The 14,453-nt window shown below is 38.6% G+C and carries 14 protein-coding genes; 7 read left to right on the top strand and 7 right to left on the bottom strand.

The genetic code is table 11. The annotated features are described in order from the left end of the window. The first annotated feature begins 69 nt into the window (after nt 1-69). The 3 genes from PL_RS20725 (at nt 70) to PL_RS20715 (ending at nt 3,825) form a co-directional block, all read left to right on the top strand. Nucleotides 70-1,236, top strand: coding sequence for a homogentisate 1,2-dioxygenase (locus tag PL_RS20725; RefSeq protein ID WP_041885394.1), 1,167 nt, complete (start codon nt 70-72; stop codon nt 1,234-1,236). A 53-nt stretch (nt 1,237-1,289) separates the two neighbouring features. Continuing rightward, nucleotides 1,290-2,417, top strand: coding sequence for a 4-hydroxyphenylpyruvate dioxygenase (gene hppD / locus PL_RS20720; protein ID WP_041885392.1), 1,128 nt, complete (start codon nt 1,290-1,292; stop codon nt 2,415-2,417). Nucleotides 2,418-2,904: 487 nt separating this feature from the next. Further along, a complete protein-coding gene (locus PL_RS20715) occupies nt 2,905-3,825 on the top strand; it encodes a YihY/virulence factor BrkB family protein (protein WP_041885390.1) in 921 nt (306 codons plus the stop codon). Here PL_RS20715 and PL_RS20710 read toward each other — a convergent pair. Then, nucleotides 3,822-4,100, bottom strand: a complete 279-nt coding sequence (locus PL_RS20710) for a hypothetical protein (RefSeq protein ID WP_041885386.1) — start codon at nt 4,098-4,100, stop codon at nt 3,822-3,824. The genes PL_RS20715 and PL_RS20710 overlap by 4 nt on opposite strands. Before the next feature lie 111 nt (nt 4,101-4,211). Then, on the bottom strand, nt 4,212-4,811 hold the full coding sequence (locus PL_RS20705; RefSeq protein ID WP_041885383.1) for a porin family protein: 600 nt from the start codon (nt 4,809-4,811) through the stop codon (nt 4,212-4,214). Between the two features lie 169 nt (nt 4,812-4,980). Here PL_RS20705 and PL_RS20700 point away from each other — a divergent pair, with 169 nt between their 5' ends. Further along, entirely contained in the window at nt 4,981-6,747 is a 1,767-nt protein-coding gene (locus PL_RS20700) for a sensor histidine kinase (RefSeq protein WP_041885380.1), read from the top strand. Between the two features lie 78 nt (nt 6,748-6,825). Here PL_RS20700 and PL_RS20695 read toward each other — a convergent pair whose 3' ends face one another. From PL_RS20695 to PL_RS20680, 4 genes are all read right to left on the bottom strand, one after another. Further along, nucleotides 6,826-7,125 carry a hypothetical protein gene (locus PL_RS20695; protein WP_041885377.1) on the bottom strand — a complete coding sequence of 100 codons (300 nt, stop codon included), beginning with the start codon at nt 7,123-7,125 and terminating at the stop codon, nt 6,826-6,828. Nucleotides 7,126-7,203: 78 nt separating this feature from the next. After that, nucleotides 7,204-7,788 carry a riboflavin synthase gene (locus tag PL_RS20690; RefSeq protein WP_041885374.1) on the bottom strand — a complete coding sequence of 195 codons (585 nt, stop codon included), beginning with the start codon at nt 7,786-7,788 and terminating at the stop codon, nt 7,204-7,206. A 5-nt stretch (nt 7,789-7,793) separates the two neighbouring features. Next, nucleotides 7,794-9,278, bottom strand: coding sequence for an acetyl-CoA carboxylase biotin carboxylase subunit (gene accC, locus PL_RS20685; RefSeq protein WP_041885371.1), 1,485 nt, complete (start codon nt 9,276-9,278; stop codon nt 7,794-7,796). Between the two features lie 24 nt (nt 9,279-9,302). Then, nucleotides 9,303-10,331, bottom strand: a complete 1,029-nt coding sequence (locus PL_RS20680; RefSeq protein ID WP_041885369.1) for a threonine aldolase family protein — start codon at nt 10,329-10,331, stop codon at nt 9,303-9,305. Between the two features lie 543 nt (nt 10,332-10,874). Here PL_RS20680 and PL_RS20675 point away from each other — a divergent pair. Further along, nucleotides 10,875-11,738, top strand: coding sequence for an N-acetylglucosamine kinase (locus PL_RS20675; protein WP_041885366.1), 864 nt, complete (start codon nt 10,875-10,877; stop codon nt 11,736-11,738). Nucleotides 11,739-11,812: 74 nt separating this feature from the next. Here PL_RS20675 and PL_RS20670 read toward each other — a convergent pair whose 3' ends face one another. Then, a complete protein-coding gene (locus PL_RS20670; protein WP_041883350.1) occupies nt 11,813-12,502 on the bottom strand; it encodes an NUDIX hydrolase in 690 nt (229 codons plus the stop codon). A gap of 118 nt (nt 12,503-12,620) precedes the next feature. On the opposite strand from PL_RS20670, the gene pfkA reads away from it, so the two are divergent. After that, on the top strand, nt 12,621-13,607 hold the full coding sequence (gene pfkA / locus PL_RS20665; protein WP_041883349.1) for a 6-phosphofructokinase: 987 nt from the start codon (nt 12,621-12,623) through the stop codon (nt 13,605-13,607). 1 nt (nt 13,608) lies between these two features. Further along, nucleotides 13,609-14,451, top strand: coding sequence for a hypothetical protein (locus PL_RS20660; RefSeq protein WP_041883347.1), 843 nt, complete (start codon nt 13,609-13,611; stop codon nt 14,449-14,451). Nucleotides 14,452-14,453: the final 2 nt, after the last annotated feature.

Raw genomic sequence — 14,453 nt, 5'->3', positions numbered from 1 at the left:
CCCAAGTATATTAAACGTTCTCGCGTTTTCTATCCATCCTATATTTTAACCAATTTATAACCTATAGATATGCCTATTTATCATACCTTAGGAACCATTCCCCCTAAAAGGCACACTGTTTTTAGAAAGCCTGATGGTGAGCTCTATGCTGAGGAACTGGTCTCCACTGAAGGATTTTCAAGCCTGTATTCGCTTGTTTACCACTGTCACCCGCCAACCATCGTTAAATCGCTTGGTGAACCTTATTCTGTAGAGCCAAAAATTGCCAGAGAGAAGCATTTAAAACATACTTCCCTGATCGGTTTCAATGTTGCTCCTGAAGATGATTATCTGAAAAGCAGAAAACCGGTACTGGTTAACAGCGATCTGCATATCTCTCTTGCCGCACCAAGAAAATCCATGACTGATTATTTCTATAAAAACAGTCAGGCCGATGAGGTTATCTTCATCCATGAAGGATCAGGTACTTTAAAAACAGGCTTCGGAAAGATTCGTTTTGGCTATGGTGATTATCTGGTCGTACCCCGCGGCACTATTTACCAGATGGAATTTGATGACGAAAAGAACCGCTTATTTATCGTTGAAAGCTTCAGCCCTATCCGGTCGCCAAAACGTTACAGAAATGAATATGGCCAGCTGATGGAACATTCACCTTATTGTGAACGTGATATCAGAAGACCCGCTGACCTGGAAACGATTGATGAATTCGGTGATTTTAAGGTACTGATCAAAAAACAGGGATTAATGTATCCTTATACTTATGGTACACATCCTTTTGATTTTGTAGGCTGGGACGGTTTCCATTATCCGTGGGCTTTCTCTATTCATGATTTCGAACCTATTACCGGTCGTCTTCATCAGCCACCACCGGTACACCAGACTTTTGAAGGACACAACTTTGTCATCTGTTCTTTTGTACCCCGCAAATTTGATTATCATCCGCTATCTATTCCTGCACCTTATAATCATAGTAATGTAGACAGTGATGAGGTTTTATACTATGTAGATGGTGATTTTATGAGCAGAAAAAGTGTAGTTAAAGGACAAATCACACTTCACCCCGGAGGTATTCCTCACGGACCACACCCTGGCACAGTCGAAAAATCGATCGGTAAGGAAAACACAGAAGAACTGGCTGTCATGATTGATCCTTTCCGTCCTCTGATGTTAACTGAAGACGCACTGGCAATCGAAGATGAAAGTTATCATAAAAGCTGGCAGATTAATATTAAATAAACCAAAACTAACCTTATACCCAAATACATTTTTTTAAAATAAAAAAACAAGACATGCAAACACTAGTTGTAGAAAAAGACACAGAAGTACGTGATTTCCTGCCGCTTAATGGCACAGACCATCTTGAGCTTTATGTAGGTAATGCCAAACAATCTGCACACTTCTATAAAACAGCCTTTGGTTTTGAAACTGTGGCGTATGCGGGACCAGAAACCGGCCTGAGAGACAGGGCTTCCTATGTATTACAACAGGGAAAAATCAGATTGGTACTGACCACCCCGATGAACTCAGAAGGTTTAATCGCAGAGCATATCAAAAAACATGGTGATGGGGTTAAGATCCTTGCCCTATGGGTAGATGATGCCTACAAATCTTATGAAGAAACCGTTAAACGTGGTGCGGTATCCTATCAGGAGCCTAAAACCCTGACTGATGAATTCGGAGAAGTGCGCACTGCAGGTATTTATACTTATGGCGAAACTGTCCACTTATTTGTAGAACGTAAAAACTATAAAGGTGCATTTATGCCTGGTTATGTTGCGGTTGAAGGTGGCTACACCCCAGGTAGCACTGGTCTTTTATATATTGACCACTGCGTAGGAAATGTTGGGTGGAACAGAATGAATGAAGCTGTAAAGTGGTATGAAGATGTGATGGGCTTTAAAAACATCCTTTCTTTTGATGACAAACAGATCAACACAGAATACTCTGCTTTAATGAGTAAAGTGATGAGTAACAAAAATGGTTACGTAAAATTCCCGATCAACGAACCTGCTGAAGGTAAAAAGAAATCACAGATCGAAGAATACCTGGAATTTTATGAGGGTGAGGGCGTACAGCATATTGCAGTAGCTACTCATGATATCATCAAAACAGTAAGAGAAATGAAATTGCGTGGTGTAGAGTTCTTAAGTGCTCCGCCAAAAGCCTATTATGATACTTTACTGGAACGTGTTGGAAAAATTGATGAGGACATCGCTCCGCTGCAGGAACTGGGAATTTTAGTAGATTATGACGAAGAAGGTTATTTACTGCAAATTTTCACTAAACCTGTTCAGGATCGTCCTACCTTATTTTTTGAGATTATTCAAAGAAAAGGTGCGCAGTCTTTTGGTGCAGGAAACTTTAAAGCTTTGTTTGAGTCATTGGAACGCGAACAGGAATTAAGAGGAAATCTATAAAAGAAAATGTGCTGTGCGTTGTCAGTAATACCTTGTCTGAGGGGGTAAGGAGTAATTTCATCACATAAGCACATTTTTTTTAAAATAAATATCATAAGCGCATAGGGGCTTTCCTTTTTTAAGCGTCTTATACCAGGACGAGTTATCTGACTTTGTCTGACATGAAAAATTCAGGGTGATTTAATCACCCTGTTTATAAAATATTTATCCATATCAATCATTATCATTCAGGGTAATGACATATGGTGTGTTACTTGTATAGTGTCTCAACTATATGGGGTGTTGTTTAGTTAATTATGTGGTGTGTTTAGCTAAATTGTTCTTAAAAAACCAGGTATACCTCGTGGGAAGGCCTTAGGGTCTCCCACGGGATCTCCCTGGTATAAAAGCACAGTAGTCTGTGTTTTTTCTTACCACCAATCTTTTTTTATATCTTTTCATTCGGAAAAAATAAGTACTTTCGGGCTTCACCGGCAACCAGAGAGGCATGTTTAACAATACTATCCAGAACGTTCATATTTTTACCGTGCATTTTCGGAAAGCATTTAAACTGTTTCAAAAGAATGACCCTTTAAGACTTGCGGGAGCGACTGCCTTCTTTGCAAATTTTGCTTTGCCACCCATCTTATTAATTCTGATCCGCCTGTTTGGTTTTTTTATAGACCGGAAAACACTGGTTAACAGAATTTTTGAACGCCTGGGCACATTACTGGATGACAGCAGTACTCAGCAGATCAGGCAGACCCTAAGAAATATCAGGGGGATGGATCATGAATGGTATGCCACCCTGCTCAGTTTCATCTTTTTTCTTTTTGTTGCTACCACACTTTTTGCAGTGATTAAAAACTCCATGGATCAGATCTGGTCTATCGGGATAAAAGATAAGACCAGCTTCCTGTTTAAACTAAAAATAAGAGCAAGGTCTATGGCGATTATTCTGGTGGCAGGTATACTTTTCTTTGTAGGATTGCTTACGGACAGTATCCAGGCATTTATAGGCGTGTACATCAATACTGCTGCACCGACTTTTGGTCATGTCTTTTTAAGTATACTAAATCAACTCCTGTTTATTGCTATTGTAACTACCTGGTTTAGTGTTTTATTCAGATTTCTCACTAATGGAAGGCCTACCTGGAAATCTTCTGTCAGAGGGGGTATCCTGACAGGCATACTTTTCACCTTAGGGAAATACATTCTACGTATCGCCCTGCCGATGAGTAATATAGGCAACATTTATGGGGCATCAGGATCTATTGTTCTGATTATGCTTTTTGTATTCTACTCTTCTTTTATTTTTTATTTCGGGGCTTGTTTTGTAAAGATACTGAGTGATGCCAAAGAGACTCCCATACGTCCCGTTAAAGGTGCGTTTAATTATGAAATCAAAGAGGTTTTAAAACCATCCTAAGTCAGTTCCTGCATTGCCGTCCGCTCAAAGCCATGCATCTCAAAGACTGCTAATTTATTCAGAAGGTTATAATGAAGGGTGCCAAAAAAATTAATTATTCCATCTTTATTTTTCCCTTCGATACAAATACTCTCCTTACTGACCTCGGGGTGTTGCAAAAATTGGTCAGCTATTACATCTTCGTCCTTAATTTTAATATCGGCGATGTCGATAGCATACTCTTTCATTAGCAATAAAAAGCTTGTTCCATTCAATAATAACTCTTTGATACTCATAGCTGAAGGATTTAAGGTTAGGGAAGATTACCTCTGCAAATTTAAAGCCAAAAATAAAGGGGTAAGCCTGCATGGCTCACCCCTTTATGTCATATTTTACAGCACTGATTTTTAGAACAGTCTTAACGCAAGTCCCAAGGTAAATAAGTTCAGTCTCTGACCATCATAGTTTTGTTTTCCCAGCTTTGTAATACCAGCTTCGTATCTAAGATCTACACCTAATTTACCAATATCAACACCAGCACCAAATTGCCATGCTACAGCCTGTTTTTTAAAGTCACCTCTAAAAATATTACCTGTTGCATCTCCAAGGGATTGTTTATCATCCAGGATAAATGAAACTACAGGACCTGTATTTAAACGCACGCCAATACCGGCAGCACCAATCTTGGTTCCAATTAACAATGGTACATCAAGACTTGTAAATTTAACTTTGTTTTCCTGACCAACACTTGCAGGATCGTTACTGGTCATCTTTGTGTTTTTACCCGACAAATAAAGCTCTGGCTGGAAGTGTATGCCAGCTGCACCGATTCTTGCCCAAACACCCGCATAGTAACCAGCTGAGTTATCACTGCTGAATGTGTTATGACTGCTTAGTTTAGAAAGATTGGCTCCTCCTTTTACACCAAACTGAAAAGTTGGTAATATCTGGCCGAAGGCAACTGCACTAAAGCAGATAAACAATGAGAATAGGATTATTTTTTTCATAAATTTTTATTTGTTTATTTATCAATTTTAATAAAACATCAGCTGTTTTATATTGAGTAAAATTAGGAATATTTTTTTTGCAAACTAAATTACGTCAATTTAAATTAATCGGGCCTTATTTCATAGATTTGTTGATGCCCTCAAACCACATGCAACAATCAGTATTCTAATGGATTTTGATTTTAACCTCTATGCATTAAGCCTGATTATTTCCGGCATCATCACTCTTCTTCTTTCAAGTTACATACTGAGTAATGAAAAGGGGACAGTCCGCTGGGTCGGATACCTGATGTTATCCAATTCGATCTGGTCTCTGGCTTATGGTTTTGAACTGGCAAGCACCACGCTGAGCCAAATGAAATTCCTGATCAACATCGAGTACATAGGAATTGTTGCAGTCCCTTTTTACTGGTTTTTGTTCTGCATGGATCTTTCGGGAAAAGAAGAATGGTTAAAAAAAACAGGCAATCAATTATTGATCACTGCTGTTCCGATACTTTCACTGATACTGGTATGGACCAATCATGTGCATCATCTGCATTATAAGATGCTTAGTGTAGATTACAGTGGCAGCTTCCCGATGCTCAAGATTATGCCGGGGATAGCTTTTTATTTTTTTATCGGTTATTTCTATACCCTGCTTATTGTAGGGAATTATTTCCTGATCAGGAAATTCAGAAATTCTGACCGGATTTATAAAAAACAAAACCAGGTTATCCTAACCGCAGCCATGATTCCATGGCTGGCAAACTTCTCTTATCTGGTAGGATTAAGACCTATACCCAATCTGGATATTACTCCTTTTGCTTTTCAGCTCTCCACTTTCCTGATCTTTATTGCCATTTACCGGTTTAAATTTCTGAGTGTCCTGCCGGTTGCCAGAGAAAAGGTTCTGGAGCTGATGCAGGATGGATTTATCGTACTGGATTACCGGAACCGGGTTATAGATTACAACTCTGCATTCAAAAAATACATCAGTGTGTATCATTCTGATAAAATCATAGGTAAAGACATTAATGAATTACTGCAATATCAGCCAGAACTCCTGGATCTGCTCAATCATCAGGAATCCGGAAAAGTAGAATTACTCGTGCATACAGCTAATGGTGTATTTGATCTGGAAGCTGATATCTGCTTTTTAAACGAGAATAAGTTAAACCGTAATGCAACCATTATCAAGCTACAGGATTTAACCAATGTCAGACAGGAAGCACTGAAATCCAAACGCCAGGCAGAAGAGCTGCAAAAGCTGAACCAGTTAAAGGACAGAATATTCTCTATTATGGCACATGATCTGAGAGGCCCGCTGTTAAATCTTGCAGAAGTACTAAAAATGACTTCTGATGATACGATAAGTGCTGAAGAGTTTAAAGACCTCTCTCCTACGCTTACCAAAGATATTTCTTATACAACAGACCTCCTGGAAAATATCCTGCACTGGTCAAGAAGCCAGCTTAAAGGATATGGAATCAATAAGGATCTTTTTGATCTGAAAAATCTGATCAATACGGAAGTCAATTATCATCTTAAAGCAGCTACAGGAAAAAAAATAGAAATTATCCAGCAGCTGGCTGATGATCTGACTGCCCATGCCGACCTGCTGATGATGCAGATCGTGATCAGAAATCTGATTATCAATGCGATCAAATTCTGTCATGAGAACTGCAGGATCAATATTTCTGCTACTTATTTAAATCCCGATTATATAGGACTGAATATTCAGGATAACGGTGTTGGTATCGCCTTTGAAAATATTCAAAAGATATTTAAGGGAGAGAACTTCTCCAGCAGAGGAACACAGAATGAAAAAGGAACAGGAATAGGACTGATGGTCTGCTGGGACTTTATGGCCAGAAATGAAGGCAGTATTCATATCGAAAGTGAGCTGGGTAAAGGAACTACCTTCAAACTTCAGATTCCCAGACGGTCTTTGTAAAAACCTGAATCCGGCAGTATAAAAAAGGGACCATTCTTTTCAGAACAGTCCCTTCTGGTAATGCAATCAATTTATTGACTATCCTTTGGTTGCATCATTAATGATTTGCCTTTCTTTCAGCGCATCAACATTATTTTTATTTCCGAAATTCTGAGTTTTATCTGCAAAATATGCCAGTATCTCTACAATGGTATCTAAGTTATCAGCAACCCGTTGATGCATATCCGGTAAATCTTTATCCAGTTTTTTGTCACTTAACTCAATATTATCAACTTCAATTTTTCCTATCTTTTGAATAATTGCCTGTTGTGAATGCTGTAAGTCTTCTAATTCTCTTACAATTTTCTCCATCAATTCAAACTTCTTTAAGGTATCCATATAATTGTATTTTAAATTATGATGTAAATATTTACAGTCAATATCAACCAATTACCTTGCCATAGATTTGAATTCTGTTTATTTATTGATTAAGCGGGCTACATATTTACCTATAATATCAAACTCAAGATTCACTGTATCTCCGGTATTTACTTCCTGTAAATTGGTATGTTCAAAAGTATATGGAATGATAAACACAGAGAATTCATCTTCAGCAGAATTGACTACGGTAAGACTAATTCCATTTACCGATACAGATCCTTTTTCCACAGTTACATTTCCCTTACTGCTATCGTATTTAAAACGGTACTCCCAGCTCCCATCAAGTTCTTCTCTCCGTACACATACAGCCGTCTGGTCCACATGTCCCTGAACTATATGCCCGTCAAGACGGCCATTCATCTGCATACATCTTTCCAGATTCACCTTCATTCCTTCGGTCAGGTGCTGCATATTACTTTTCTCCAGGGTCTCCTGGATTGCAGTAACCGTATGGGTACGCTCATTAATTGCTACTACTGTCAGACATACGCCGTTATGCGATACACTCTGATCAATTTTCAATTCGTGACTAAGCGCAGATTCAATTGTATAATGAATGTTTGTTCCTTCTACTCTGATCTCTTTAACTGTTCCTAGTGTTTCAATAATGCCTGTAAACATAAATTCTAATATTTTGTCCGGTTTTTAAGCCAGTTACTGGTTGTCCCGCCTGCCGTTTCTGTTACTGCAGTGCTTTTTTTCTTCTTCAGGTTTTTCAGTGCAACTATAGCCGCAATAAGGGCTTCATCTTCTTCTGTTTTTTCCCTGTCCTGTGGGTTAAAATATTTACTTACGAAATGGGTATCAAAATTTCCGGAAGTAAAAGCCTCATGTCCCATGACAAATTTACCAAAGTTCAAAGTAGTTTGAATGCCTGTAATGTCATATTCTGAAATCGCACGGCTCATTCTGGAAATAGCTTCCTCCCGGTTTGCACCATAGGTAATCAGCTTGGCAATCATTGGATCATAGTAAACAGGAATTTCCATCCCCTGTTCAAATCCATCATCTACTCTGACTCCATTCCCTTTTGGCGTGCGGTAAGTCTTTAATATGCCAATGTCCGGAAGGAAATTATGCTGCGGATCTTCTGCATAAACTCTGAGTTCCACGGCATGTCCGTTAATTTTTAAATCCTCCTGGCTATAGCTCAATTTCTCGCCCCTGGCTATTTTAATCTGTTCTTTAACCAGATCAAGCCCGGTAATTAATTCTGTAACCGGATGTTCTACCTGCAAACGGGTATTCATTTCCAGAAAAAAGAAATCCAGGTTTTCATCTAAAATAAACTCTACAGTACCTGCTCCGGTATAATTAACAGATCTGGCAACGTCTACAGCACATTTACCCATTTTCTCTCTGATTTCAGGAGTGAGCACACTGGAAGGTGCTTCTTCAATGACCTTCTGATGTCTTCGCTGAATAGAGCATTCTCTTTCAAAAAGATGAACTATATTTCCATGATTATCTCCCAATACCTGTATTTCGATATGTCTGGGTGATGAAACATATCTTTCTATAAAAACTGCTCCATCACCAAATGCGGATTTGGCTTCACTTACCGCCAGCTGCATCTGCTCTTCAAAAACAGCCAGTTCTTCTACAATACGCATCCCTTTTCCTCCTCCGCCTGCGGCAGCCTTAATCAGAATCGGAAAGCCAACTTCCTGTGCCCTGCGTTTAGCTTCTTCTATATCAGTAATGGCTTCTTCGGTTCCGGGAACCATAGGAATATGATATTTCAATGCGGCAGCTTTAGCAGATAATTTATTGCCCATTGTTGCCATCGCTTCTGGTGAAGGCCCTATTAGAATCAGTCCGGCATCTTTCACCATCCTGGCAAATTCGGCGTTTTCTGATAAGAATCCATATCCAGGATGTATAGCTTCAGCACCTGTGGTTATACAGGCGTCTATAATCTTTTGTCCTACCAGATAAGACTGGCTTGCAGGTGCAGGGCCAATAAAAATAGCTTCGTCTGCATAACGTACGTGAAGGGCTTCTCTGTCGGCTTCAGAAAATACAGCGACAGTCAATATGCCCATTTCTTTTGCAGAACGCATGATACGCAATGCAATCTCGCCCCTGTTGGCAATTAAAATCTTCTTCATATTAATCTTTATATAATAGAATTATTATGGTTTAAGTTCTTTGATCAGCTGAATGGCCCTTGCAATCTGACCGGCATCTGTATTGAGGTGAGTAACAAATCTCAAAGTATCCGGGCCAAAAGCACCACATAAAATACCACTGGTATTTAGACTGTCCAGTATACCCGCAGCAGTATAACCTGCTGCTATTTTAAAAATAACAATATTCGTTTCTACTGGCATTACTGATTCTACAAACACGGCTTCTTCCAGAGCATCTGCCAGAAGCTGCGCATGCAAATGATCTTCTGCAAGCCTGGTTACATGATGGTCCAGCGCATAAATCCCTGCAGCAGCAAGAAAACCTGCCTGGCGCATGCCACCACCAAATGCTTTACGGATCTTTTTTGCCTGACGAATAGTAGCTTTTGTACCCAGCAGTACTGAACCCACCGGCGCGCCCAGTCCTTTAGAAAGACATATTGAAATTCCGTCAAAATACTGACCGTAATCTCCGGCCTGATCCCCTGTTCTGACCAGCGCATTAAAAATTCTTGCACCGTCCAGATGGACTTTTAAACCCCGGCTCCTGCAGAGTTCTGCTATCGGTGCGATCTGCTCCAGTGTATAACAGGCTCCACCTCCTTTATTTACTGTATTTTCCAATACCACTAAACTGGAATTAGGATAATGGATATTATCTTCATTAATTTCCGGGGCAATCATTTCCGGAGTAAGAATTCCTCTTGGTCCGTTAAGCAGCCTTACTGAAGCAGAAGAATGAAATGCAATACCACCACCCTCATAACGGTAAACATGTGCGGTCTGATCACAAATTACCTCATCCATAGGCTGGGTAAAACACTTAATCGCTATCTGATTGGTCATGGTCCCCGAAGGACAAAATAATCCGGCTTCCATATTAAAGAGTACAGATAGCTTGTTTTCAAGTTCAGCAACAGTTTCATCTTCCCCGTATACATCATCACCAACTTTTGCCATCATCATTGCAGAGATCATATCTGCAGTAGGCATCGTTACAGTATCACTTCTAAAATCTATTTTTTTTTGCATGGAATAGTGCAGGATAACACACAATTTCATTTTTATGTGCTTCCTGTAATGGTTAATGGTGAAATTATCACAATTACAGTTCACATCAAAGTATTTTTATTCGTGTGGTAATGAAATACAACATTAAATTCTTTATTTGCTCGTTATGAGTGATTTAAAATTGAATGATTGGGTATTTTAAAAGAATATTGTGACCTTTATCTGCTATGATAAAATATTAAAATTTGGAATTTAAAATAACTAGTGTAATTTTATCTTAGTGTTAATTTAACAATATCTTAATTACCGAGGCTTACAGCCTGAATACTTGCACTTTACAAAGAGGCACAAGAAAAAGATAATTAAATTGAGGGGGATAAAAGAAGGCAAATACAGGGAATAACACTAAAATTAAAAAATAAATACAGAGATAAACGCCGGTATCAGGCAAACAAAAACTGAACGGGCAAAAAGGACCATAAACAGACCATTAAAAAAGACCGAAAATGGAAAAAAACAAGTTGTCAGGAATATTTACTTTTACCCCAAAAAAAACGAATTAAGATGATAGTTATTGCAGATGGTGGTTCAACCAAAACCAATTGGTGCTTAATTAATGAAGCTGGTAGAAAAATTCATTTTAACACTGAAGGTTACAATCCGTATTTTTCAAGTACAGATTATATCGTTGAATCTTTAAAAAAATCCTTACCGGATCATTTAGAAGCAGATAAGCTAACAGAAGTATATTATTACGGCGCAGGCTGTTCAACTGATGCAAATAAAAAAATTGTATCAGATGCTATGGGACAGATTTTCCCTAATGCAATCATCTTTATCGGACATGATTTACTGGCTTCGTGCAGAGCATTATTAGGTGATGAACCTGGTTTCGCTGCTATCCTGGGTACAGGTACGAATTCATGTCTTTATGATGGAAGCGACATTTCTTTAAACATTGATTCTTTAGGTTATTTCCTTGGTGATGAAGGTAGCGGATGTTACATCGGTAAACGCATTCTTGGTGATTACATGAAAGGTTATATGCCAAAAGGACTGAGAGAAAGTTTCTATGATAATTTTGCACTGACTAACGAAGATATCTTTGACCACATCTATAATAAGCCGCTTCCAAACCGTTTTTGCGCAGGATTCAGCAAGTTCTTATATGACTTCAAAGATAACTACGAGGACTATGCATTCTCTACTGTAGAATATGCTTTCACCGCATTTTTTGAGAACCTGGTTATTCACTATCCTAATTATAAAGACTATACCTTAAACTGTGTGGGTTCTGTAGGCTATAGCTTCAGAGATATCCTGAGCATTGTTGCTGACAGATACGAAATGGGTGTAGGTAAAATTATCCGTTCTCCTATAGATGATCTTGTTGATTACCATATGCAACCAGCAAGAAGTCTGAGATAAAAAGGAAATCAATGCATAAAAAAAACCGGTTATAAATAACCGGTTTTTTTTATGCATTGATTTATCTTGTCCTTTTAAAAAGAGATTTCTTTTCCAAATAACTTTCCATATTTTCTTTTATCAAAACGGTACAGCGTGGCTGCCCTAAAAGACACTCCTTTCTGTTTCTCATTCAGGTCTTTTAAAACGTTGAAGCTGAGCATTTTTTTCCTGAAATTTCTTTTGTCAAGTTTTTTGCCCAAAATAACTTCATACACATTCTGCAATTGCGTTAATGTGAATTTTTCAGGCAGTAATTCAAATGCTATAGGCTGATGTTTGATCCTCCTTTTGATCTTTTCAAGCCCCTGATCAAATATTTTCTGATGATCAAAAGCCAGAGGAGGCAGCTCTTTGACATTAATCCAATGTGCCTGTTTAGCATAATTGCTGATTGGTTTAAGGGCTTTATCGCCCCCCAAACGCAACATTGCATAATAAGCTACTGATATAATTCTCCCCTGAGGGTGGCGGCCGACATCACCAAAAGTATAGAACTGTTCCATATAAACATTCTCTATACCAGTTAGTTCGTGCAGAATACGCGCCGCTGACTGATCTAAACTTTCGTTCTCGTTTACAAGATATCCGGGAAGGGCCCACCAATCTTTAAAAGGTTCTTCATTCCTTTCAATCAAAAGAACTTTTAATTCTCCTTCATCAAATCCGAACAAAACACAATCTATCGAGAAGGTGGAAGTAAGCTGTGGTAAGACTTCTTTCAAAACATTAAATTTTTAAAAACTAAAGCAAATTAATATACTTGTTTGCGATTTACATAAAATAAATCAAAATAAATTACTTAGTGTAATATCTACACGGTATATTCGTATATATAAACACATGAAACCAAATATCAAAAATATCGCTGTATTGACATCTGGGGGTGACGCTCCCGGGATGAACGCATGCATAAGAGCAGTTGTACGTACCGGTATTTACAATGGTATAAATATGTTTGGAGTTTTGCAAGGTTATCAGGGATTAATAACGAATAATATTATTCCTATGGATGCCCGTTCAGTGAGCAACATTATCCATTTAGGTGGAACCGTACTCAAAACGGCACGTTGCTTAGAGTTTAAAACTGACGAAGGTATGGACCTTGCGTATGAAAACCTCAAGCTGCATCAGATAGATGCACTGGTTGTTATTGGTGGTGATGGTACTTTTACCGGAGCCCGTCGTTTTGCGCAAAGACACCAGATTAATGTAATTGCCATTCCCGGTACTATTGACAATGATTTATACGGATCCGATTTTACATTGGGCTATGATACTGCCATTAACACAGTCATCGAAGCCATAGATAAAATCAGGGATACCGCTGATTCACACGACCGTTTATTCTTTGTTGAGGTAATGGGCCGCGACTCAGGTTGTATCGCTTTAAGAAGTGCTATTGCCTGCGGAGCTGAAGCTGTATTACTGCCTGAGAGAGCAACAAGCCTGGACGAGCTGATCAAACAGCTTGAAGCCGGAGCAGCAACAAAGAAGTCTTCCAGTATTGTAATTGTATCTGAAGGACATAAACAGGGTGGTGCCTATGACATTGCCAAACATGTTAAAGAAAAGTTCAACCATTATGATACAAAGGTGACTATCTTAGGACACCTGCAGCGTGGTGGAAGTCCAAGTAGTTTTGACAGGATCTTAGGTAGTCGTTTAGGATATGCAGCCGTAAATGAATTGCTGAAAGGCAACACTCAGCAAATGGTTGGATTAAGAGGAAACGATATTAAGCTGACCAGTCTGGACGAAGCGCTGACAGAACATAGTTTTAAATTAGAAAGTGATCTTTTGGAAATGACTAAAGTTTTATCCATTTAACATGATAGCGGTAGTATACAGCGGCTCAAAAACGGCGCTATGGAAAATAGCTAAAGATGGCAAAACCATTGCAGAATGCAGCATGCCTGGCATAAATCCATTTTTCGTAGACCAGAAATCGTTATTACAACAGCTTAATAAAAAAACTATTTTAATCAACAATGCAGAGCAGATCAAAAAGATTCATGTTTTTGCTGCCGGAGCAACTTCTTTAGACCGCAGAAATGAATTGGTGGCCTCTTTAGAGATGTTCTTTAAACATAGTAAAATTACTGTTCAGGATGACCTGTATGGTGCTGCTATAGCTGCATGTTTTAATAAAAGTGGTATTGTAGGCATTTTAGGAAGCGGAGCAAACTGTGCATACTTTGATGGCAGTAAGCCCGAACCAAATAATTATGGCCTTGGTTTTATCCTTAGTGATGAAGGTTCTGCAACCTACCTGGGTAAAATGGTCCTGAAGTATTATCTGCAGGAAAAACTTCCGGCAGACCTGATGGCAAAATTCAGTAAAAAATATGATCTGAGCAGATCAGAAATACTGGATAAAGTTTATAAAAAAACTATGGCTCAGCAGTTTCTGAGCTCTTTCCTGGATTTCTTTATAGAAAACAGGGAACATGAATATATACAACAGTTACTGGATAATGCTTTTCAGCGTTATATAGATACTTACCTGTTACCGACCATCAAACTTCATCCTGGTGAAGAAGTTCATTTTGTAGGGATAGTGGCAGGAAACTTTCAGGATCGTTTGCGTGCGGTAGCAAAGAAAAACGGTATTGAAATTACAACGATTACCAAAGAACCAATATATAATTTACTTAATTACTATTCAAATTAATA

It is taken from the genome of Pedobacter lusitanus (assembly GCF_040026395.1).
In the GTDB taxonomy this organism is placed as follows: Bacteria; Bacteroidota; Bacteroidia; order Sphingobacteriales; family Sphingobacteriaceae; genus Pedobacter; species Pedobacter lusitanus.
The sequence above is the reverse complement of the archived record's forward strand: the minus strand, read 5'-3'. Positions and strand labels throughout refer to the sequence as shown.

Bases quoted from the DNA above. Each gene is read 5' to 3' on its own strand.
- PL_RS20725 (WP_041885394.1), top strand. From the start codon at position 70: ATGCCTATTTATCATACCTTAGGAACCATTCCCCCTAAAAGGCACACT.
- hppD (WP_041885392.1), top strand. From the start codon at position 1,290: ATGCAAACACTAGTTGTAGAAAAAGACACAGAAGTACGTGATTTCCTG.
- PL_RS20715 (WP_041885390.1), top strand. From the start codon at position 2,905: ATGTTTAACAATACTATCCAGAACGTTCATATTTTTACCGTGCATTTT.
- PL_RS20710 (WP_041885386.1), bottom strand. From the start codon at position 4,100: ATGAGTATCAAAGAGTTATTATTGAATGGAACAAGCTTTTTATTGCTA.
- PL_RS20705 (WP_041885383.1), bottom strand. From the start codon at position 4,811: ATGAAAAAAATAATCCTATTCTCATTGTTTATCTGCTTTAGTGCAGTT.
- PL_RS20700 (WP_041885380.1), top strand. From the start codon at position 4,981: ATGGATTTTGATTTTAACCTCTATGCATTAAGCCTGATTATTTCCGGC.
- PL_RS20695 (WP_041885377.1), bottom strand. From the start codon at position 7,125: ATGGATACCTTAAAGAAGTTTGAATTGATGGAGAAAATTGTAAGAGAA.
- PL_RS20690 (WP_041885374.1), bottom strand. From the start codon at position 7,788: ATGTTTACAGGCATTATTGAAACACTAGGAACAGTTAAAGAGATCAGA.
- accC (WP_041885371.1), bottom strand. From the start codon at position 9,278: ATGAAGAAGATTTTAATTGCCAACAGGGGCGAGATTGCATTGCGTATC.
- PL_RS20680 (WP_041885369.1), bottom strand. From the start codon at position 10,331: ATGCAAAAAAAAATAGATTTTAGAAGTGATACTGTAACGATGCCTACT.
- PL_RS20675 (WP_041885366.1), top strand. From the start codon at position 10,875: ATGATAGTTATTGCAGATGGTGGTTCAACCAAAACCAATTGGTGCTTA.
- pfkA (WP_041883349.1), top strand. From the start codon at position 12,621: ATGAAACCAAATATCAAAAATATCGCTGTATTGACATCTGGGGGTGAC.
- PL_RS20660 (WP_041883347.1), top strand. From the start codon at position 13,609: ATGATAGCGGTAGTATACAGCGGCTCAAAAACGGCGCTATGGAAAATA.